This window comes from Halomonas eurihalina (genome assembly GCF_008274785.1).
Taxonomy (GTDB): Bacteria; Pseudomonadota; Gammaproteobacteria; order Pseudomonadales; family Halomonadaceae; genus Halomonas; species Halomonas eurihalina.
Window position 1 is genome coordinate 216,704 of record NZ_VTPU01000004.1, and the last position, 22,178, is coordinate 238,881.

Here is a 22,178-nt window from a genome sequence, read left to right on the forward strand (position 1 = left end):
CGTCGGGGGCGCCAGTGTGACGGGCGTCAGAGCGCCACTCAAGCACGAAGCCCCTGTGACGGCGCGGCCAGGCTCGGTATGATTGTCCTTTGTGGAATCTGGAAGACGCCATGTGGCGCAAGGGGATGGCCGCTTGACTGCCAATAAGAAGTCCGCGTCGCACAGCCGTGCGGCGAATGCCAAGGAGAGGGCCAAGCGCTTCGGCCTGCGGCTGCAGGGGTCGACACGCGAGGGCGTGGTGATCCTGTTGCTGGCGGCCTGCGTGTTTCTGCTGCTGGCCCTGTTCAGTTTCAATGCCGGTGATCCTGGGTGGTCGCGCAGTGGGCCGGAGACCGAGGTGGCCAACTGGATGGGGGCCTTCGGGGCTTGGCTGGCCGATGTGCTGTATTCACTGTTTGGTGCCAGTGCCCTGTGGTGGCCCGCCATGCTCGGGTTTGCCGCCTGGTGGTTGATACGCTCCCGACAGGTGGACTTCGAATGGGATGCCACCCTGCTGGCGGTTCGCTGTGGCGGGCTGGTGCTGTTGCTGCTGGGTACCACGACACTGGGTGCCCTGCATTTCTATCGTCCCGATAGCCCCTTGCCCTATGCGGCAGGGGGAATCCTCGGCGAGGGGCTGGTCGGGGCCTTGCTGCCCATGCTGGGTAGTGGCGGCACGTCGCTTCTGGCACTGGCCTCGATGCTGTGCGGGGTTCCGCTGTTCACGGGACTGTCCTGGCTGACCATCATGGACGAGCTGGGGCAGCGTGCCGTGGTCGTGTGGCGTTGGGCATCAAACCGTTTCTCCGTGACGCCATTTGTCCAGAAGCACGGAGAATCCGACGCCGAGAATGCCTCGTCCGAGCCGAGCCGGCCACGAAGCCGTCGATCGTCGTCATCCGATAACGACGAGGTGACGGCCAAAGAAGCTGAAACCGAGAGCGAGACCGAAAGCGGGCCGCTGCGCGGGGCCTGGTGGCGACGCCTGGTGCCGGGATTCGACAGTGGCGAGTCGCCGGTGCTGGAGGGGGCGGGCCGTCGCGATCCTGGCTTCGGGGATGACGGCAAGACCGAGATTCCCTGGGAGGTTCCCGACCGCACGCCATCGGCGAAGCGTCCCGAGGCGGCGTATACCGCTCAGGCCTCCGAGGGGCCGAAGGAGCCGACCATTTCGCTGTCGTCGAGCAAGGCCGAGGCCACGCCGCCTCCGGCGACCGAGCGAGCACCGAGCGAGAGCCCGGCTCCGCGGGCCTCGGCGTTTGTCGCGCCGTCTCCCTCCGAGCCGTCCGTCGGCGCGTCGTCGATGTCGGCCCGTGAAGAAGATGACTCGAGCGTTACCGAGACAGCCGATGCACCAGCGAACGAGGCTTCATCGCCGCGCGAACCGCAAGTGCAAGCGCCGCCGATGTCGGCCCGGGAAGACGACGCGAGCGCTAACGAGCCAGCCGATGCACCGGTGAGCGAGGTTTCATCGCCGCGCGAACCGCAAGCACCGCGTCGAGAACCGGAAACCGTCCCTGAGCCGATATTGCCGGATGACGACCAGATTCCGTCCTCCCTGCGGCGTGTCCCGGATGCCTCGTCTGCCGAGCGCAAGTCCAGTCACGATGATACGGCGTCGCGTCCGGTCGAGACGCCCCGGGATCCGGTACCGTCGAAGCCGGCGGCTCCCGCCGAGCCTGCGGGTGAAAGTGACGAAGCCGCCGTCGAAGTTCCCGGGGCGGGTGAAGCTACCACCTCCCCGTCGCCTTCACCGTCGAAGCCGGAGCAAACGCGTTCGCCCATGACGGCTGACGAGGCCGAGGAGAGCGAAACGCCGGGAATCGCGACGGCCGATCAAGCAAGGGAAGCGGCGGATGACGCCGGCCTCACGCTATGGACCGTGGAGCACTTGCAGAGCCAGCGACCTTCCTTCGAGGAGTTCTCTGAGCCGGACGGCGAGTTGCCGAGCCTGCGCCTGTTGACGCCTCCAGAGCCGCATCAGCCCAACTACACCGACGAGCAACTGGCCGATATGGCCGAGCTGCTCGAGACACGGCTTCGTGAGTATGGCGTCAAGGCCGAGGTGGTCGACACCTGGCCGGGGCCGGTGATCACGCGCTTCGAAATCAAGCCGGCGGCCGGGGTCAAGGTTTCCAAGATCAGCAACCTGGCCAAGGATCTGGCGCGCTCGCTGATGGTCAAGAGCGTACGAGTGGTGGAGGTGATTCCGGGCCGGCCCACCGTGGGCATCGAGATTCCCAACCCCAACCGCGCCATGATCCGGCTGCGCGAGGTAATCGATTCCGATCGCTATCAGCACGAGGCTTCGGCATTGACCGTGGCCCTGGGCCAGGACATCGGCGGCGCTGCGGTGGTGGCCAACCTTGGCAAGATGCCGCACTTGCTGGTGGCCGGGACCACCGGGTCGGGCAAGTCGGTGGGGGTCAACGCCATGTTGATCTCCATGCTGCTCAAGGCTCAGCCGGATGAGGTCCGCATGATCATGGTCGACCCCAAGATGCTGGAGCTGTCGGTCTATGACGGCATTCCGCACTTGCTGGCGCCGGTGGTCACCGACATGAAGGAAGCCGCCAATGCCCTGCGCTGGTGCGTGGCCGAGATGGAGCGCCGTTACAAGCTGATGGCGGCCATGGGGGTGCGTAACATCGCCGGTTTCAACGACAAACTCGACGAAGCCGAGCGTGCCGGCGCCCAGGTCGCCGATCCACTGTGGGAGCCGCAGCCCTGGGAGATGCATCAGGCGCCGCCGGTACTCGAGAAGCTTCCCTATATCGTGGTGGTGATCGACGAATTCGCCGACATGTTCATGATCGTTGGCAAGAAGGTCGAAGAGCTGATCGCGCGCCTGGCGCAGAAGGCCAGGGCCGCCGGCATCCACCTGATCCTGGCAACCCAGCGTCCGTCGGTGGACGTGGTGACCGGCCTGATCAAGGCCAACATTCCCACTCGCATGGCCTTCCAGGTTTCGTCTCGGGTCGACTCGCGGACCATCCTCGACCAGGGGGGCGCCGAGAACCTCCTGGGGCACGGTGACATGCTCTACCTGCCCGCTGGGGCCGGCATGCCCAGTCGGGTGCACGGTGCCTTCGTCGATGACGACGAGGTACACCGCGTGGTCGAGGACTGGAAGCGGCGCGGGGAGCCGGAGTACATCGAGGAGATCCTGTCCGGCGGTGTGTCCGCCGATGCCCTGGCCGGTCTCGAGGCCGAAGGTAGCGGCGATGGTGATGATGCCGAGCAGGATGCCCTCTACGACGAGGCGGTGCAGTTCGTCACCGAGAGCCGGCGGGCCTCGATCTCAGCGGTGCAGCGTCGTTTCAAGATCGGTTACAACCGTGCCGCGCGGCTGGTCGAATCCATGGAAGGGGCCGGCGTGGTCTCGAGCATGGGCACCAACGGCGCCCGTGAAGTGCTGGCGCCGCCGCCCGTTGGCGACTGAAGGCCATCGTGCAATCACCATGCAAGTTCGGGCGGGGGCGCAACTCGCCCGAATCACCGGGGTCCGAACGAGACAGGACGCCACCACGGACCCTTTCAGGGAGATGACGAAATGACAGTGAAAAAGAGCCTTGCCGCCTGCGCCTTGCTGACCCTGACACCGCTCACGGCGATGGCCGACGAGGGTGCTGAACGCCTGACGCGGATGCTCGAGCCGGTCAAGACCTACGTGGCCGATTTCGACCAGGAAATTCTCGATAGCAGCGGTCAGCAACTCCAGGAGGCGAGCGGAAGAATGTGGCTGGCTCGCCCGGGCCGTTTCCGCTGGGAAGTGGATGCCCCCTATGAGCAGGTCGTGGTGTCGAACGGCGATGAAGTCACCCTCTACGACCCTGACCTGCAGCAGGCCACGGTCCAGGCCCTCGACGAGCGTGTGACCCACACGCCGGCGCTGCTGTTGTCCGGCAGCACCGACGAACTGACGGAAAGCTACGAAGTGACCCGCTCGCAGCAGGGGACCGCCGAGACCTTCACCCTGACGCCGCGCGATGGCGATACGCTGTTCGAGTCGTTGAAGATGACCTTCTACGGTGAAACCCTCGGCCAGTTGCAGATGACCGACAGTACGGGGCAGCGTACCGCCATCGAGTTCGATGATGCACAGCAGAACGTCGATGTAGCAGATTCCCGCTTCCAACTCGAGTTGCCGGACGGAACCGATGTGATTCGCGAATCGCCCTGAACGACCCTCTGAGCCGTGTAACTCTCTCAAAGCTCGCTATCATCGCCCCCGGCGGGTTCATCCGCCGGGGGCGATGTCGTTTTCGACGCTCTTGAGCTGGGTGGAACCCTGGCGCCCTAGGTGTCGGCTCACCGCCAGTACCGAGACGAGTAGGAGTACACCGAACAGCGTCAGGGCCGAAGCATGGCCGAGCCGGTCCACCAGTACGCCGGTTACCACCACCGGCACGCTGAAGCCGATGTAAGCCATCAGGAAGAAACCGGCACTGGCGCGGGCATGCTGGCCATCGGCCGCGTCGAGTACACCGCTTAGCCCGCCGAGATAGATGAAGCCATAGCAGGCACTGCTGGCGGCGAGAGCACCGGCCAGCACGCCAATCAGGCTGCCGGTGAGGGCGCCCCAGGCAAGCATCGCGTAGGCTAGCGGCAGAATGAACAGGCCGAGGCGAACGGAGGCTATGGAGGGCAGGCGCCTCGCCAAGGGCTGGAACAGCACGCCGCCGCTGCAGATACCCAAGGTTGCGAACCCGGACCAGACGGAAAGCTCGTGCCGGTCGAGAATGGCAGGGAGCACGGCGATGACCACCCCCACGGTGGCCCAGGCCAACAGAATCGCCAAGCCGAACGGCAGGCTGCCCGCTGGATAGGCGGGAAGGCGCAGGAACGGGGCGCCGGGGGAAACCGAGCCAGGCGCGTCCTTGAGGCCCAGCAGCAGTATCAGGGCCAGCCCTGCCATGCCCAGGTACCCCCACAGGCTGGGCGGCGTCAGGCTGGGCTCATGCAGCAGGAAGAGGCTGGTCGCAGCCGCACCCAGCCCGAAGCCGAGAGATGTGCTGGCCGTGACCCAGTTCGTCGGGCCTCGGCTGTCCGTGGTGTCGAACAACGCGAGCATGTAGGCGGGAGCCGATATTGACGTCAGGGCGGCGGCGATGCCCATCAGCAGCCGGGCCACGCCAAGGCTGACGACTCCGGGCGCCACCAGGGTCAAGGCGGTGGCGATGGCGCACAGGCACAGTGCTGTCAGGATCAGTGTCCGCCGGCCGACGCGATCCGGCAGAGCGCCGAGCAATATCAGTACCGGCAGTATGCCGAGCACATAGGCGGCGAAGGCCACCGAGGTGGCGGCGACACCGAGTCCATCGTGGGCCGCCAGGGCGGCGTAATAGGGGGCCTGAAGATTGACGGCGCTGGTGATCACGCATAAGGCGAAGGCGAGTCGCAAGGCATTGGAAGAGCGCATGGGATATCCCGGTGGCAGACATGAAGCTGCCAAGCTCTCACTGATGCCCGTGCCGGATAAGATACACTCACGAACGATTTTGCGGGAACTGTTCAGGATTTTGGCGGAACGGTGGACGGAGACAAGGTATGCAGTTGCAGATCGAGCCGGATGGAGACAGGCCGCTGGTCCAGCAGGTGACCGAGGGGCTCCGGGAATGGATCGAGCGACATGAAAGCAGCGGTGTGCGCTTGCCGTCGATCCGGCGCCTGTCCTCGGAACTGAATGTCAGCCGCAACATTGTCATCGAAGCCTACGAGCGGCTCGTTGCCCTGGGCTGGGTTCGCTCCCGGCCGGGCTCGGGGTTCTATGTCGCCGAACGTCCCATGGAGGCGGACGAGCAGGGCGCACGCAGCGGTATGGCGGACGTGTCGGGCGAGATGTGGAACCAGTTTCAGGACGACGGGAACTCCCTACGGCTGGGATGTGGCTGGCTGCCCAGCGAGTGGCGGGAGGAAGAGGTCTTCGCCCATGCTGTGCGCCAGGTGACGCGGCATACCTCGAGTGGTCTCTTCGACTACAGTACGCCGCTCGGTTCGCCGGAGCTGCGCGCCTTGATACAGGAGCGTCTGAGGCGGCTGTCCATCGACGCCGATGCCAACCAGCTGCTCATGACCGGCGGTGCCAGCCAGGCGCTCGACATCATCGTGCGCTGGCTGCTGCGCCCCGGAGACACCGTCTTCGTCGAGACGCCGGGGTATTACAACCTGTTTGGCCTGTTGCATCTGCAGCGTGTCAGGATCATTGGGGTGAGGCGCACCGCGGAAGGGCCGGACCCCGAGCACCTCGAGGCATTGCTCGAGCGCTATTCGCCGAAGCTGTTCTTCTGTAATAGTGTCTTCCACAACCCGACCGGAACCACGCTGAGCCCCGCCGTGGCCCATCGCGTGCTGCAACTGGCCGAGCGGCATGACATGCGGATCGTCGAGGACGATATCTATGCCGATTTCCAGCACGATCCCACACCCCGGCTGGCCTCCCTGGATGGCATTCGCCGGGTGATCTACGTGGGCAGTTTCTCCAAGAGCCTGTCATGCTCGTTGCGCGTCGGCTTCATCGCGGCGCCACCCGGCATGCTCAAGCCGCTGGTGGATGTGAAGATGCTGAGCAATATCGCCACCTCGCCGTTCGCCGAGCAGGTGGTGGCGACCCTGTTGCGCAACGGCGCCTATCGCAAGCTGATGGAACGCTTGAGGGTCAGGCTTGCCGCGCAGATGGCCCGTGCCATGCAACTGGTGCGTGAGGGCGGTTGGGAAATATATGCCGTGCCCCGGGGCGGCATGTTCCTGTGGGTGCGCCACCCGGACGTCGAGTCGTCCAGCGAACTGGTAGCTCTGGCGCGTCACCGGGGCATTCGCCTGTCGCCGGGCCATGTCTTCTTGCCTGACGCCGACGATTCGCCCTGGCTGCGGATCAATGTGGCCTACACCAGTGATCCCGAAGCAGCGGCCTTCCTGCGCGCGCCGCTTTGATTCAGCCTTCTCCCCGGTCTGCCGCGTCATCGAGACTGGCTCGCCAGGCCTGCATCTGTTGGAAACGCTTTTCCTGACCATATTCGCTGGGTTCGAAGAAGCGCTCGAAGGGTACGTCGTCCGGCCAGCAGTCATGTTGGCTGCCTGCAGGGTAGCCGTTGGGCTCGTTGTGAGCGTACCGATAGCCCTCGCCGTGGCCGAGGGACTCCATCAACTGGGTCGGCGCATTGCGCAGGTAAGTGGGCACCTCCAGGCGTGGCTGGGCGGTGACGAACTGCTTGGCGCGCTTCCAGGCTTGGTCGATGGCGTTGCTCTTGGGCGCGACCGACAGGTGGATGGCGGCGTGGGCGATGGCACGCTGGCCTTCGTAGTCGCCCAGCCGCAGGTAGGCATCCCAGGCGGCCATGGCCAGCGGCAGGGCGCGGGGGTCGGCATTGCCGACATCTTCCGAGGCGATGGCGGTGAGACGTCGGATCACGTCCAAGGGGTCCCCGCCGCCTTGCATGAAGCGCGCGATGTAGAGCAGGGCGGCATCCGGGCGTGAGGAGCGCACTGACTTGTGGATCGCCGACAGCAGGTCGTAGTAGTGATCGCCCTGCTTGTCGAAGGCACTGGCCTGGTGACCGATGATGTCTTCGAGGGCTTCGCGGGGCAGTCGCTCACCGGTGCCCTCGGGCTCGGTGAAGTCGCAGGCGGTCTCCAGTAATCCCAGGGCGCGGCGGGCATCGCCGGCCGCGGCACGGGCCAGCAGATTGAGCACCTCGTCATCCACGGCGATGCGTCGCGCGCCCAGGCCGCGCGTCTCGTCGGCCAGTGCGCGGCGCAACACCTCGACCACGTCGTCATCGGTGAGTGCCTTGAGGACATGCACCCTGGCCCGGGATAGCAGGGCCGAGTTGACCTCGAAGGAAGGATTCTCGGTGGTAGCGCCGATCAGCGTCAGCAGGCCGGATTCCACGTGGGGCAGCAGGGCGTCTTGCTGGCTCTTGTTGAGCCGATGGATCTCGTCGAGAAACAGCAGGGTGCCCTTGTCCTGGCCCTGGGCGACTCTGGCGCGGTCGACGGCTTCCCGGATGTCCTTGACGCCCGCCATCACCGCCGAGAGGCGCTCCAGATGGGCGCCGGATTCTTCGGCCAGTATCTCCGCCAGGGTGGTTTTGCCGGTGCCGGGCGGTCCCCACAGGATCATTGAGCGCACCGCGCCGGTCTCGACCATGCGACGCACCGGCTTGTCGGGGCCGACCAGCGCCTGTTGCCCTACATAGTCGGCGAGACGGCGAGGCCTCATGCGCCAGGCCAGGGGCGCATTCTGGTCGGAAGAGGCTTGCTGGAACAAGTCCATGTCTGGCTCCTTGGGGCTGCCGATTGAAAACGCGATGGGCGGGAGTGGGCAAAGATGGCATTCAGGGTCTAGCTTGATAATTTCGTTGCCCCGACTTGGGGAACTCATGGCGAGAAGGCGCATCAAATTCAGGGTGCCTTCCGTCCATGACCGATACAGAGGAGGCCTTCGCTATGCCCATGCTGAACCAACTGCGTCAGGATCATGCCAACATGGCGCGCATGTTGCACGTTCTGCAGCTTAAGCAGAAGACCCTGGCTGGTGGTGAACGTCCCAACTTCCAGCTGGTGCGCGAAGTCGTGGATTATATCCTCGATTACATGGATGGTTTTACCTTGCCACTGGAGGAAATCTGCTCGGAACGCCTGCGCGAGCGTGCCCCGGAGTGTGATGAGGTTACCGAGCGCCTGTCCAGGGATTATCGTGCGCTCAGGGCTCGGCTCAAGCGGTTGTCCAATGATCTCGACATGATCCTGATGGACGCCGTGGTGCCGATGGACTGCTTCGCCGAGGATCTCAAGGAATACCTCGAGGCGCATCGCACGTATCTTCGCGATGAGCGCGAGCAGCTCTTTCCGCTGATTCGTGAACATTTCAACGATGGCGATCTCGAAAACCTCGCCAAGGCCCTGCCGGCTGGGGCTTCCGCCGAGCTGGAGCGTCTCCAGGCGGCCTATCCGGAGCTCTATGCCGAACTGCGCGATGCACCGGAGCCCGTGACCTGAGCGCCTTCTGCGTCTGCCTCGCATTAAGGTAGAATGCGTCGCACTTCATGACGAGGCGCGACGCCATGCATCATCATCCGCGACCCCTTGCCTTTGCCACCCTTTCGCTCCCCGGTCCGGTCAGGACCGGGGACGACTGGAGCGTGCGCTGATGGCGGGGCCGATTCTGGTGTTCGACTCCGGTGTTGGAGGCTTGTCGGTCGTGGCCTCGCTGCGCCGACGACTCCCCGAGGCGGCGCTGGCCTATGCCTGCGACAACGCCATGCTGCCTTATGGCATGCGTGAGGATGGCTGGCTGGTAGGCCGTATCACCGAGGTCTGCGAGGCGGCGGTGGCGGCTAGTGGTTGTTCCGGGCTGGTGGTGGCCTGCAATACGGCTAGCACCCTGGCCCTCGAGGCATTGCGCGAGCGGCTGGCGGTGCCGGTGGTGGGGACCGTGCCGGCGATCAAGCCGGCAGCCGGAATGAGCGAGACCCGCCATATCGGCTTGCTGGCGACCAGCGCTACCGTGGCGCGGCCCTATACGTCGCGCTTGATTCGCGAGTTTGCCGGCGACTGCCGGGTGACGCGGATTGCCGCCGATCCGCTGGTGACCGAGGCCGAGCGCTGGGTGGCGGGCGAGCGCCCCGATTCGGATGTCCTGCGCCGGACGCTGTCGCCGATGGCAGAGATGCCCAGCCTGGATACCATGGTGCTGGGCTGCACTCATTTCCCGCTGCTGCGCGACTGGCTCATCGAACTCGCCCCGCGCCCCGTGCGCTGGGTCGACTCGGGCGATGCCATCGCCCGTCGCGCCGGCCAGGTGATGGCCGATCACCAGCATCGCCGGGGCAGTGAGACAGGCTGGGTCACGGCGCCCTCAGAGGCGTTGTCCCGGGGGCTTTCCGGATTTGGTTTCGCCGAGACCCGCCTGTTGCCGCTGAGTTGACGCGCCTGAACGCCTCACCCTTGTCGTTGCGCTTTTATCGTTCACAGCTATCCCATTCCGACCATCAGGAGCCGCCGTGGCCATTCCCGTTGTCGATCCTCCCCGTTATGACGAGCAACTCGACGCCAAGCGCGCGTATCTCGTCGAGACCTTCGCTCCCTTCGCCCCGCCGGCGCTCGAGGTCTATCCATCGCCGGCCAGTCACTACCGTCAGCGTTGCGAGTTCCGCCTCTGGCACGAGGGCGATGATCTCTTCTATGCCATGTTCGAGGTCGATCCCGACGAGCCCGACAAGAAGCGCGTGGTGCGCCTGGACGACTACCCGGTTGCTGGCCAGCGCATCAACGAGCTGATGCCGCAACTGCTCGATGCGATGCGCGACCGGCCGGTGCTGCGTCGGAAGTTGTTTCAGGTGGAATTTCTCACCACGCTGTCCGGTGAGGCGCTGGTTACCCTGATCTATCATCGCCAGCTCGACGAGGCCTGGGACGAGGCCGCGCGCGAGCTCGAGCGGGCGCTCGACATCATGATCATTGGGCGTGCCCGCAAGCAGCGCCGGGTCCTGACCCAGGACCATGTTTGGGAGTGCCTGGAGGTCGATGGTCGCCGCCTGCATTACCAGCAGGTCGAGAACAGTTTCACTCAGCCCAATGCCGAGATCTGTCGCGCCATGCTCGCCTGGGCAAGAGACGTCACCGCCGGCAGCCAGCAACGCGACCTGGTCGAACTGTATTGTGGCAATGCCAACTTCACGGTGGCCCTGGCCGATAACTTCCGGCGTGTTCTGGCCACCGAGATATCGCGTACCTCAGTGGCCAGTGCACGGGAGAATCTTGAAGCCAATGGCATCGACAACGTGACGGTGGGACGCATGTCCGCCGAGGAATTCACCCAGGCGCTCAAGGGCGAAAAGGGCGGCCGGCGTGTCGAGGCCTGGGCGCTCGACGAGTACGACTTTTCCACGGTGCTGGTGGACCCGCCCCGAGCCGGATTGGACGAGCCAAGCTGTCGCCAACTGAGCGAGTACGAGCGTATCGTCTATATTTCATGCAATCCGGATACGTTGGCGCACAACCTGGAAACGTTGACACAGACACACGATGTGACGCGCTTTGCGCTTTTCGATCAGTTTCCCTGGACCCATCATTGCGAATGCGGGGTGTTGCTGGAGCGACGAGCCTGATTGCGACCTTCGTATGGCATGCGCCGGCGATGTCAAGGCCCAATGCGCAACTGACATGCACCATGAGCAAAGGGGCATGTTGCTGGGGATGAGGCGTCGATTGGCGTAACCTCCCGGGGCAGGAGAGTGAGTGAAAGCTCCCGCAACCTTATATGTACATTCGGCAGTCGAGGTGATTGATGCTACACGTCGCACAGGAGGAGACCCGTCTGGATCTTCTCAAGCAGCTCAAGGAACGGCTGCAAAGCCGTCTGGACAAGGACAAGGCCGTCGAGGTCGACACCTTCGCTCACCTCTTCTATGCCGCCGTACCTCTGGAGGACCTGGCCGACCGACGTCTGGACGATCTCTACGGCGCGACCCTGTCGGTGTGGCACTTCATCCAGCAATTCGACCCCAGCACTCCCAAGGTTCGGGTCCTCAACCCGGACTTCGAGGAGCACGGCTGGCAGTCTACCCATACCTTCATTGCCGTGCTCCACGAGGACATGCCGTTTCTCGTCGATTCGGTACGCGTGGAGCTCAATCGCCGGGGCATGACCGTTCATGCCATTCATAACGCCGTGATGGCGGTGGGCCGCGACGACGAGCACCGTCTGGAGCGCGTCGCATCACCGGAAGACGCCGATGCGCCGGAGTCCCGCGAGTCGCTGATCGCCATCGAGGTGGATCGACATTCCAACCCGGCCGAACTCGAGGAAATCGAAGCCAGCCTGCTGGAGGTCTTGCGCGAGGTGCGGACCGCGGTGAACGACTTCGACCCCATGCGTGAGCGGGCCCGGGCGGCCATTGAAGAACTCGAGGCCATGCGGCCGGCGCAGGTCGATCCGGCGGATCACCGTGAGGCCATTGAGTTCCTGCAGTGGCTGCTCCATGACAATTTCACGTTCCTGGGCTATGACGAGTACCAGGTGCGCGAGGAACAGGGCCGTCAGCACCTCGACAAGGTCGAGAACAGCGAGCTCGGGGTCTTCCGCCTGGATCAGCCGCGCTATCGCGAGCGTATCCGCACCGACCTCGGCGTCGAGGACGATCACTACGTGCCGATGCCGCAACTGATGTCGTTCGCCAAGAGTGCCCATCACGCCAGGATCCACCGCCCCACCTATCCCGACTACATTTCCATCGATCGCTATGACGATCAGGGGCGGGTGATCGGCGAGCGTCGCTTCCTTGGCATGTTCACCGCCACGGTCTACAATGAATCGCCGCGCAACGTACCGATCCTGCGTCGTAAGCTGCAGGCGGTGATGGATATCGCAGGTTTCAGTCCCAAGGGCCACAACGGCAAGCAGTTGCTGCAGATCCTCGAGGTCTATCCGCGCGATGACCTCTTCCAGATCGATGTCGAGGAACTGGCGCAGACGGCGCTGGGAATCCTCGACATCCGCGAGCGCCGTCGCGTGCGCTTGTTCATTCGCGAGGATACCTTCGGCAAATTCTATTCCTGTCTGGTGTTCGTACCGCGCGATGTCTTTTCCACCGAGCTGAGGGTGCGCCTGCAGGAGCTGCTCTGCGAGGAGCTCGACGCTACCTTCGGCGATTTCAACACCTATCTCTCCGAGTCGGTGCTGGCGCGTATCCAGTTCATTCTGCGCTTCAATGGTGAGCGGCCGGCTGAATACGACATCAAGCGACTGGAGGAGAAGCTGGTCAAGCTGGCCCGCAACTGGCGCGACGACCTGCTCAACGCCTCCATCGAAGGGTTCGGTGAAGAAAACGCCAACCTGTTAATGAGCCGCTTTCGCAATGCCTTTCCGGCCAGTTACCGCGAGGACTTTAACGCTCGTACCGCGGTCTACGACCTGCAGCATATCGGCGAACTCGACGAGGGCGCGCCGCTGGCGCTGTCGCTGTATCGCTTGATCGAGGAAGAGGGCAGCGGCGTCAATCTCAAGCTGTTCCACCGAGGCGTACCAATCCCGCTCTCCGATGTCCTGCCGATGATGGAGAACCTGGGACTGCGGGTTATCGGCGAGCGGCCCTACGAGGTACAGGCCAGCGACGAATCCTACTGGATTCACGACTTCAACCTGGAGCACCACACCAGTGTGGAAATGAATCTCCAGGAGATGCGCGGCCCCTTCATCGAAGCCTTCCAGCGGATCTGGGCGGGGGAGGCCGACAACGACGCCTTCAACCGGTTGATCATCGGCGCCAATCTTGACTGGCGCGAGGTGGCGATGCTGCGTGCCTACGCGCGCTACCTGAAGCAGATTCGTTTCGGCATGTCTCAGGACTACATCGCCACCACCCTGGGCAGCCACCCCGAGATCACCCGCGAACTGGTCTCGTTGTTCGAACTGCGCTTCGATCCGGCCGAGCGCCCTGGCGAGGGAGATATCGAGGAATGCGAAGCGCGCATCCTGGCGTTGCTCGACGAGGTGCCAAGCCTCAATGACGACCAGTTGCTGCGCCGCTACATGGAACTGATCAAGGCGACCCTGCGCACCAACTACTACCAGCGTACCGAGGAGGGGCGCTACAAGGACTACCTCGCCATCAAACTGGAACCCTCTCGGGTTTCCGGCATGCCCAAGCCGCGTCCGGCCTACGAGATATTCGTCTGCTCGCCGCGCGTCGAGGGCGTGCACCTGCGTGGCGGCAAGGTCGCACGAGGCGGACTTCGCTGGTCCGATCGTCACGAGGATTTCCGCACCGAAGTGCTCGGGTTGGTCAAGGCCCAGCAGGTCAAGAATGCGGTGATCGTGCCGATGGGCGCCAAGGGCGGCTTCGTCTGCAAGCGCATGCCCGAGGGCGCAGATCGCGAGACGACACAGAAGGAAGGCATCGCCTGTTACCAGACGTTCATTCGCGCGCTGCTGGATGTCACCGACAACCTGGCCGGTGGCGAGGTCGTGCCGCCGCGTGATGTGGTGCGTCACGACGATAACGACCCTTACCTGGTGGTGGCTGCCGACAAGGGCACGGCGACCTTCTCCGATATCGCCAACGAGATTTCTACCGAATACGGGCACTGGCTGGGTGATGCCTTCGCCTCCGGGGGTGCCAACGGCTATGACCACAAGAAGATGGCGATCACCGCCAAGGGTGCCTGGGAGTCGGTCAAGCGCCACTTCCGTGGCCTGGGCATCAACACCCAGGAAGACGAGTTCAGCGTGGTCGGCATCGGCGACATGGCCGGCGACGTCTTCGGCAACGGCATGCTGCTCTCCGACAAGATCCGCCTGGTAGGTGCCTTCAACCATCTGCACATCTTCGTCGATCCGACACCGGACGTGGCGGTGAGCTTCGCCGAACGTCAGCGCCTGTTCGACATGCCGCGTTCGAGTTGGGAAGACTACAACACCGAGGTGATCTCCGAGGGCGGCGGCATCTTTTCCCGTAGTGCCAAATCGATCGCCATCACGCCGCAGATGAAGAAGGTCTTCGGCATCCGTGAGGACAAGCTGTCACCCAACGAGCTGATCCGCGCCATGCTGGTGTCCAAGGTCGACCTGATCTGGAACGGCGGGATCGGTACCTACGTCAAGAGCAGCGAGGAAACCGACGCCGAAGTTGGCGACAAGGCCAACGACGCCCTGCGCATCGATGGTAGCGAGCTCAACTGCCGAGTGGTCGGCGAGGGCGGCAACCTCGGCCTGACCCAGCGTGGGCGCATGGAAGCCGCCGCTCGGGGCATTCGGGTCAATACCGACTTCATCGACAACGCCGGCGGCGTGAACTGCTCCGACCATGAGGTCAACATCAAGATCCTCATCGACGAGGTGGTGTCACGGGGCGATATGACCGAGAAACAGCGCAATCAGTTGCTCGCCGACATGACCGACGAAGTCAGCGAACTGGTGCTGCTGGACAACTATCGTCAGACCCAGGCGCTGGATCTCGCCGAGCTGTTGTCGCGCCAGGGCATCGGTCCCTATCGTCGCTTCATCAGCGAACTGGAGGCAGCCGGCCAGATTGATCGTGAACTCGAGTTCCTGCCTTCCGACGAGGAACTGCTCGAGCGTACCCAGAACAATCAGGGCATGACCCTGCCGGAACTGTCGGTGCTGATCTCCTACGCCAAGAGCGTGCTCAAGGGGGATCTGATTGCCTCGGACGTTCCCGATGACCCGACCATCATACGTTTCGTGGAGCGCGTCTTTCCGTCGATGCTGACCGAGCGTTATCGCGACGAGATGTACGAGCACCGACTGAAGCGCGAGATCGTCGCCACCCAGGTGGCCAACGATCTGGTCGATTACATGGGCGTGGTCTTCGTGCGGCGCCTGATGGACTCTACCGGTGCCGATCGCGCCGATATCGCCCGCGCCTACGTCATCGCCCGCGACAGCTTCCAGCTACCGCGCCTGTGGGAGCAGATCGAGGCCCTGGACAACAAGGTGCCGAGCCAGGTGCAGTATTCGATGATGCTCGATCTGATGCGCATGCTGCGCCGCTCCACGCGCTGGTTCCTGCGCCAGCGCACCGGCATGAGCACCCGGGATACCATCGACTACTTCGCACCGCGCCTGGCGCAGTTGCAGGAGAACATCGGCAAGCGGTTGCGTGGCGAGGAACAAGAGCAATGGTCGGCCCGTCGCCAGGAGCTGGTGAAGGCGGGTGTGCCGGAGGCTCTGGCATCCACCGTGGCGGCGGCGGGCAGCCTCTATGCCGCGCTCGGCATCATCCAGACCGCGCGCCAGACCGACGAGAAGCCCCAGCGGGTCGCCGAGATCTTCTACGAGGTCGGCGCCCGCCTAGAGCTGCCCTGGATCATCCAGCAGGTCACTCGGCTCGAGGTCCGCGATGGCTGGCAGGCCAAGGCGCGAGATACCTTCCGTGATGATATCGATCGCCAGCAACTGGCATTGACTGCCAGCGTGCTGGGCATGGACGGTGGCCCGCGCGACAGCGCCGAGCGTGTCGACCGCTGGCTGAGCCAGCATGAGGGCATGCATCAGCGCTGGCGCCACCTGCTCGAGGAAGTGGGGAGCGGCAGCCAGGGTGGCTTCCCGCTGTTTGCCGTAGCGGTGCGTGAACTGGTGGACTTGGCTGAGAGCAACAGCGAGGGCTGAACGCGGACGCCTTGCTGGAGGCGCCGGCATGAAGCCTGGAAACACGCAAAGAAGGGCGCCGTTTCGGCGCCCTTCTCGCGTTTCGTGGATGTGAATTCCTGATCGCTTGCGTTCTACAACAGAAATACCGTGGCCAGGCCCAGAAAGGACATGAAGCCGACCACGTCGGTGACCGTGGTCAGCACCACCGAGCCGGATAAGGCAGGGTCGATGCCGAGGCGGCGGAGTAGCAACGGGATGACGATGCCTGCCACGCCGGCGGCCAGCATGTTGATGACCAGTGCCGTGGCGATGATGCCGCCGATGGCCAGGCTGTCGAACCACAGCACCGCGAGTGTGGCCACGACCAGAGCCCAGACCAGGCCGTTCAAGGCGGCGATACCGACTTCCTTACGCAATAGCCATTGGCTGTTGGTGCGGCTGATCTGGCCGAGCGCCAAGCCGCGTATGGCCAGGGTCAACGTCTGGCTTCCGGCGATGCCGCCCATACTGGCGACGATGGGCATCAAGACTGCCAGGGCCACGATCTTCTCCAGAGCATTCTCGAACAGGCCGATGACCCATGAGGCCAGGAAGGCCGTCAGCAGGTTGATGCCGAGCCAGATGGCGCGGCGCTTGGCGCTGGGCAGCACCGGAGCGAAGAGATCTTCCTCTTCGTCGAGGCCGGCCATGTTCATCAGTGCCTGTTCGGAGTCCTCGCGGATCACGTCGACGATATCGTCGATGACGACGCGGCCGAGGAGCATGCCACGGTTATCCACCACCGGCGCCGAGACCAGATCGTGGGTCTGGAATAGCGTGGCGACGTCGCGGGACTTCATGGTCACCTGGATGCTGTCCACCTCGCTGTCCATCAGGTTGGCCACGGCCATGTCCGGGTCGTTGGCCACCAGGCGGGCAAGCGACAGCGTACCCACGAAGCGGCCATCGCGGTCGACCACCATCAGGGCGTCGGTGTTGTCAGGCACCACCTCCTTCCAGCGCAGGAAACGCTGTACCGTCTCCAGGCTGACATCTGCGCGCACGGCGATGGTATCGGTACGCATCAAGCGACCGGCGCTATCCTCCTCGAAGGCCAGCGTCTCCTGTAGTCGCACCCGCTGCAGCTCGTCCATGGAGCGCAGCATGTCCTCGGCGACTTGGCGCGGCAGGTCCTCGAAAAGTTCGGCCAGGTCGGTGGTGTCCAACCCCGACGTGGCGGCGACGATCTCGGCGTGGTCCATGTCCTCGAGCAGGGTGGCACGGACCTCGTCGTGGACGTGCAGCAGGACCTCCCCGTCGATTTCCTGGGGAACGCGCTCCCATAGCCGGAACCGCTCATTGGGCGGGAGGGACTCCAGCAACAGGGCGACCTCGGCGGGCTCGAGGTCGGCGATGACGTCGTCGACCCATTCCAGGCGTTCCTGCTCGAGTGCCAGATGAATGCGCGACAGGCGGTGTTCCAATGTTTCGGTCGTATCGGTCATGTCCTTCTCCCTGGCGGCGCGTCATCACGGCCGGCGGGTCAGACCCGCCGTGTTCCAAGTAGACCATAAAAGCCATGTCGCATGGCAGATGAGCATGGGAGAAGGTGGCCGTGCGTTTCGTTGTTTGGGGACGGCTACGCTATACTCGCGCCCGTTTTGTCCGTCGCCTTGCCAGGAGTTGCCATGTATTCGCTTGTTCGTTCGCTGCTGTTTCGTCTCGATGCCGAGATGGCCCATGGTGTGGCGCTTTCGACGCTGGACATGGCACAGCGTGTCGGACTGGCGGCTCATCTCGGCAAGGGCGGCGTGGACGACCCCGTGACGCTGATGGGACTGCGCTTTCCCAATCGGGTCGGGCTGGCGGCGGGACTCGACAAGAACGCAGATCATCTCGATGCTCTGGGAGCGCTGGGCTTCGGCTTCGTCGAAGTGGGCACGGTTACCCCGAAACCCCAGGACGGTAATCCGAAGCCTCGGCTGTTCCGCTTGCCCGAAGCCGAGGCGATCATCAATCGCATGGGCTTCAATAATGCCGGCGTGGACCATTTGGTCGAGCGGGTACGGCGCTCGCGTTACACTGGCGTCATTGGCATCAATATCGGCAAGAATCTGACGACGCCGGTGGAGCGGGCAGTAGACGATTACCTGTATTGCCTGCGCAAGGTGCACGGCCATGCCGATTACGTTGCGGTGAACATTTCCTCACCGAATACCCCGGGCCTGCGCAATCTGCAGTTTGGCGAGCACCTCGATCAGTTGCTGGGTACCCTGCGCGCGGAGAGCCTCGAGCTCGATCGTGTCTCGGGCCGACGGGTTCCCCTGGCGGTGAAGATCGCCCCGGACATGAGCGAAGCGGAAGTTGCCCTGGTGGCGCAGAGCCTGGAGGCCAATGGTATCGATGCCGCGATCGCCACCAATACCACGGTGTCGCGGGACGCGGTGGCAGGGCTGCCGGGAGCCGAGGAGCAGGGTGGACTTTCCGGTCGTCCAGTGTTCGAGCCTTCCAATGTGGTGATTAGTGCGTTGCGTCGCCGGTTGCCGGAGCTGCCGATCATCGGCGTGGGCGGTATCGACAGCGGCGCGGCGGCCCTGGAAAAACAAGAGGCGGGCGCCGATCTGGTACAGCTCTATTCCGGATTCATCTATCGTGGGCCGGCCCTGGTGGGCGAATGCGTGCGGGCGTTGCAGGCGCGGCACATGCGGGATGACCAGGGCGTATAAAAAAGCCCACGGCATTGCCATGGGCTCGACGGGTCGTCATCTTGTCTGACGAAACGGTGGTCGGGAATCAGACCACCATGGGGTTCTTGTGGATGCCGGAAACTCCCGTCATGCCGGACCACTGATCCCCACGACCTTCACGCCAACCGCTCATCCAGTACTCGCGTAGGTTGATGTCTTGACTTGGACAGTCGTCACGGGAATGACCTGAAAGACCTGCCTTGTACCCATGTACATAGGCACGCTGGAAGCGATCACGTTTCTGTCGTTTCATTGGACTACCTCTTGGTGAAGGTGCCGATATGGAATTCGGTGCGTACGGCACCGGTCCCGTGAAAACGGGTCTTGGCGCCCCCTCTCGACCGAGGTCGAGAGGGGGCGGGACCCATGGACAGGAACGCATGCGTTTACAATCGAGTAGCTACTGGTTAATACATAGCCCAAACTGGTCGTGTCTGTCGACCGATGATTTGTAACAAGGCTCGCATACGCCTGTCATGAACGGCTGGATACCCGGCCACGTCAATGGATATCCCATGACTGATAGACAATCCGCTGCCCCCGGGGCGTACCTGGCTACCTGCCCCAAGGGGCTCGAAGTGTTGCTGTCCGACGAACTGGCCACACTCGGTGCCGAACCAACCAAGACAACGGTGGCCGGTGTATACTTTCAGGCCGAGCTGGCCACGGCCTATCGCGCTTGCTTGTGGTCGCGTCTGGCCAATCGCGTGGTGCGCTGCCTGATCCAGGAGGACGGTGTAGAGACCCCGGAACGGCTGCGCGAGGCCAGCGCAGGCGTCGACTGGCAGGCTCATCTGGCCGCTGGCTCGACCCTGGCGGTGGACTTCCATGGGCGCAGTGATGACATTCGCCACACGCGCTTCGGGGCCCAGACCGTCAAGGATGGCGTGGTCGAGCGGCTGCAGGCCGACGGCCTGGCGCGTCCCCGGGTTGACCCTCAGGCGCCCGACTTGCGTCTTTACGCGAACCTGCATCGCGGTCGTCTGACGCTGGGGATTGACCTGTCGGGCGAGAGCCTGCATCGGCGCGGCTATCGACACGGCACGGGGCATGCGCCGCTCAAGGAGAACCTGGCCGCGGCCCTGCTGATTCGTGCCGGCTGGCCGGAGATGGCCCGAGAGGGGGCGCCGCTCGTCGACCCCTTGTGCGGTGCCGGTACCCTGTTGATCGAGGCCGCGATGATGGCCGCCGATATGGCGCCCAACCTGCAGCGCGAGCGTTTCGGCTTTCATGGCTGGGTCGGTCATGACGAGGCGTCCTGGCGCGAGCTCAAGCGCGAGGCCGAAGCCCGGGCGAGCATCGGTCGCAAGCGCTGCCGCAACCGGTTGTTTGGCATCGACCACAGTCCGCCGGCACTGGCGGCGGCCAAGTCCAACGCCATGCGGGCGGGGATTCCGGCCTTGATCGAACTGACCGGAGGCGCGCTAGGCGAACTCGAGCGTCCCGGAGGGCTGGGCGCAACGACTCCAGGCCTGATCATCACCAACCCCCCTTATGGCGAACGACTGGGCGAGTTGCCGGAGCTCGTCGAGTTGTACGCTCAACTGGGTGAGCGGGCCCGTGCGGCCTTCCCTGGCTGGCGCTTGGCGCTGTTCACCGCCAATCCCGATCTCGGCCATCGCACAGGGTTGCGTGCCCACAAGCAATATTCGCTGAAGAACGGTCCTCTGGACGCTCGCCTGTTGCTGATGAACATCCCGGCCGAGACGGACGAGGCGGGAGAGACGCCGCCGAGCAAGCCGTCTCGCAGCGAAGGCGCCCAGATGTTCGCCAATCGCCTGCTGAAGAATCGCAAACGACTGAACAAGTGGCTGAAGCGTTCCGGCGAAAGCTGCTACCGGCTCTATGACGCCGATATGCCCGAATACGCGTTAGCCATCGATGTCTACGGGGATCGCGTGCATGTCCAGGAATATGCGCCGCCTCGATCCGTGGACCCTGGTCAGGCGCAAAAGCGGCTGCACGAGGCGCTCGGTGTGATACCCGAGGTACTCGGCGTGGGGCCTTCCCAGGTGGTGATCAAGCAACGCCAACGCCAGAGCGGGCGAGCTCAGTACCAGAGGCAGGACACCAGCGGCGAGCGTTTCGAGGTCCAGGAGGGCAGGGCGCGGCTATGGATCAACCTGCGCGATTATCTGGATACGGGACTCTTCCTCGACCATCGTCCCGTGCGTCGCCTGCTGGCCGAGCTGGCCGAGGGCAAGCGCTTTCTCAATCTGTTCTGCTACACGGCCGCCGCTACCGTCCAGGCCGCGCTTGGCAAGGACGAAGGGCGGGGTGCCAGCGACAGCGTCAGTGTCGATCTGTCCAACACCTACCTCGACTGGGCGCGGGAGAACTTCCGCCTGAATCGGCTGGATCCCTCGCGGCATCGCGTGGTACGCGACGACTGCTTCCACTGGCTGGAGACTGCCGGCAGTGAGTTCGACGTAATCTTTCTCGATCCGCCGACCTTCTCCAATTCCAAGAAGATGACCGATACCCTCGATGTGCAGCGCGATCACGGTCGGTTGGTGCGACTGGCCATGGCGAGACTGGCGCCCGGCGGCACCCTGGTGTTCTCCAACAACCAGCGGCGCTTCAAGCTGGATGCCGACCTGGCCGAGGCGTTCGTCGTGGAAGATATCTCGGCGAAGACCTTCGATCCTGACTTCCAGCGACGCCCGGACCTGCACCACTGCTTCCTGATCCGACATCGTGACGGGGAAGAGGCGTAAGGACGGAGCGTAAAGAAGGAAAGATGATCCAGCTGACCCTATATACCACGAGTGGCTGCCATCTCTGCGAGGCGCTGGAAGCCTGGCTGGGTCGTCTGGCCAGTGAACCTGTGCGGCTGGAGCGGATGGAAGTCGCCGACGATGAGGCCTTGGTGGCGACTTACGCAACGCGGCTCCCTGTGCTGGTGGATGCGGCGGGTTGCGAACTGGACGGCGGTCACGAGCCCGCGCGCCTTGCCGCCTGGCTGGCCGACAGGGATTGGCTGAATGCGGCGGCATGGCGCGAGATCACGCAGCCACCGGACGGCGGGGAAGAACGACGGCGTGGTGCGATCATGCGCCAGGGGCGCCGCTATCTCGGAGGCGGCCCATGACATGAAAGGGCCCTGCATCGAGCGGGGCCCTTTCGCATGCGTTCACGCGCCTGAGGGGCGTTACATGTTCGGATAGTTGGGGCCGCCGCCGCCCTCCGGTGCCACCCAGGTGATGTTCTGGGCCGGGTCCTTGATATCGCAGGTCTTGCAGTGCACACAGTTCTGGAAGTTGATCTGGAACTGCGGCTTGCCGTCGTCGCCTTCGACCACCTCGTAGACACCCGCCGGGCAGTAGCGGCTTGCCGGCTCGGCGTATTCGGGCAGGTTG

Annotated in this window: 15 protein-coding genes; 10 read left to right on the forward strand and 5 right to left on the reverse strand. The window is 64.0% G+C overall.

Annotated features, from left to right (window positions below):
• The first annotated feature begins 133 nt into the window (after positions 1–133).
• Positions 134–3,421 carry a DNA translocase FtsK gene (locus FZZ93_RS06255; protein ID WP_149321468.1) on the forward strand — a complete coding sequence of 1,096 codons (3,288 nt, stop codon included), beginning with the start codon at positions 134–136 and terminating at the stop codon, positions 3,419–3,421.
• A 111-nt stretch (positions 3,422–3,532) separates the two neighbouring features.
• Positions 3,533–4,162, forward strand: a complete 630-nt coding sequence (gene lolA / locus FZZ93_RS06260) for an outer membrane lipoprotein periplasmic chaperone LolA (RefSeq protein ID WP_149321469.1) — start codon at positions 3,533–3,535, stop codon at positions 4,160–4,162.
• A gap of 57 nt (positions 4,163–4,219) precedes the next feature.
• Here lolA and FZZ93_RS06265 read toward each other — a convergent pair whose 3' ends face one another.
• Positions 4,220–5,401 (reverse strand): MFS transporter, encoded by a 1,182-nt coding sequence (locus FZZ93_RS06265; RefSeq protein WP_149321470.1) that lies wholly within the window; start codon positions 5,399–5,401, stop codon positions 4,220–4,222.
• A gap of 128 nt (positions 5,402–5,529) precedes the next feature.
• Here FZZ93_RS06265 and FZZ93_RS06270 point away from each other — a divergent pair, with 128 nt between their 5' ends.
• Positions 5,530–6,912 carry an aminotransferase-like domain-containing protein gene (locus FZZ93_RS06270; protein WP_149321471.1) on the forward strand — a complete coding sequence of 461 codons (1,383 nt, stop codon included), beginning with the start codon at positions 5,530–5,532 and terminating at the stop codon, positions 6,910–6,912.
• Position 6,913: 1 nt separating this feature from the next.
• Here FZZ93_RS06270 and FZZ93_RS06275 read toward each other — a convergent pair whose 3' ends face one another.
• On the reverse strand, positions 6,914–8,254 hold the full coding sequence (locus FZZ93_RS06275; protein WP_149321472.1) for a replication-associated recombination protein A: 1,341 nt from the start codon (positions 8,252–8,254) through the stop codon (positions 6,914–6,916).
• 179 nt (positions 8,255–8,433) lie between these two features.
• Between FZZ93_RS06275 and FZZ93_RS06280 the strand changes: the two genes are divergently transcribed.
• The 4 genes from FZZ93_RS06280 to FZZ93_RS06295 all read left to right on the forward strand — a co-directional run bounded on the left by FZZ93_RS06280 (position 8,434) and on the right by FZZ93_RS06295 (position 16,111).
• Entirely contained in the window at positions 8,434–8,979 is a 546-nt protein-coding gene (locus tag FZZ93_RS06280) for a hemerythrin domain-containing protein (RefSeq protein WP_149321488.1), read from the forward strand.
• A 151-nt stretch (positions 8,980–9,130) separates the two neighbouring features.
• Positions 9,131–9,907: a glutamate racemase gene (murI, locus tag FZZ93_RS06285; RefSeq protein ID WP_149321473.1), complete on the forward strand. Its 777-nt coding sequence runs from the start codon at positions 9,131–9,133 to the stop codon at positions 9,905–9,907.
• Between the two features lie 76 nt (positions 9,908–9,983).
• The gene (trmA, locus tag FZZ93_RS06290) at positions 9,984–11,090 is read left to right on the forward strand and encodes a tRNA (uridine(54)-C5)-methyltransferase TrmA (protein ID WP_149321474.1); all 1,107 of its coding nucleotides are present in this window, start codon (positions 9,984–9,986) and stop codon (positions 11,088–11,090) included.
• A gap of 179 nt (positions 11,091–11,269) precedes the next feature.
• Positions 11,270–16,111 (forward strand): NAD-glutamate dehydrogenase, encoded by a 4,842-nt coding sequence (locus FZZ93_RS06295; protein ID WP_149321475.1) that lies wholly within the window; start codon positions 11,270–11,272, stop codon positions 16,109–16,111.
• Between the two features lie 113 nt (positions 16,112–16,224).
• Here FZZ93_RS06295 and mgtE read toward each other — a convergent pair whose 3' ends face one another.
• Positions 16,225–17,577 (reverse strand): magnesium transporter, encoded by a 1,353-nt coding sequence (mgtE, locus tag FZZ93_RS06300; RefSeq protein WP_149321476.1) that lies wholly within the window; start codon positions 17,575–17,577, stop codon positions 16,225–16,227.
• Positions 17,578–17,760: 183 nt separating this feature from the next.
• Between mgtE and FZZ93_RS06305 the strand changes: the two genes are divergently transcribed.
• Positions 17,761–18,798 (forward strand): quinone-dependent dihydroorotate dehydrogenase, encoded by a 1,038-nt coding sequence (locus FZZ93_RS06305; RefSeq protein WP_149321477.1) that lies wholly within the window; start codon positions 17,761–17,763, stop codon positions 18,796–18,798.
• A 67-nt stretch (positions 18,799–18,865) separates the two neighbouring features.
• On the opposite strand, the gene rmf is transcribed toward FZZ93_RS06305, so the two are convergent.
• On the reverse strand, positions 18,866–19,072 hold the full coding sequence (gene rmf, locus FZZ93_RS06310) for a ribosome modulation factor (RefSeq protein ID WP_149321478.1): 207 nt from the start codon (positions 19,070–19,072) through the stop codon (positions 18,866–18,868).
• Between the two features lie 262 nt (positions 19,073–19,334).
• Here rmf and rlmKL point away from each other — a divergent pair, with 262 nt between their 5' ends.
• Entirely contained in the window at positions 19,335–21,536 is a 2,202-nt protein-coding gene (gene rlmKL / locus FZZ93_RS06315) for a bifunctional 23S rRNA (guanine(2069)-N(7))-methyltransferase RlmK/23S rRNA (guanine(2445)-N(2))-methyltransferase RlmL (protein WP_149321479.1), read from the forward strand.
• A gap of 23 nt (positions 21,537–21,559) precedes the next feature.
• Positions 21,560–21,910, forward strand: coding sequence for a glutaredoxin family protein (locus tag FZZ93_RS06320; protein WP_149321480.1), 351 nt, complete (start codon positions 21,560–21,562; stop codon positions 21,908–21,910).
• Positions 21,911–21,970: 60 nt separating this feature from the next.
• On the opposite strand, the gene FZZ93_RS06325 is transcribed toward FZZ93_RS06320, so the two are convergent.
• Positions 21,971–22,178: 4Fe-4S dicluster domain-containing protein (locus tag FZZ93_RS06325; RefSeq protein ID WP_187774476.1), on the reverse strand; the 208-nt coding region annotated here is incomplete at its 5' end.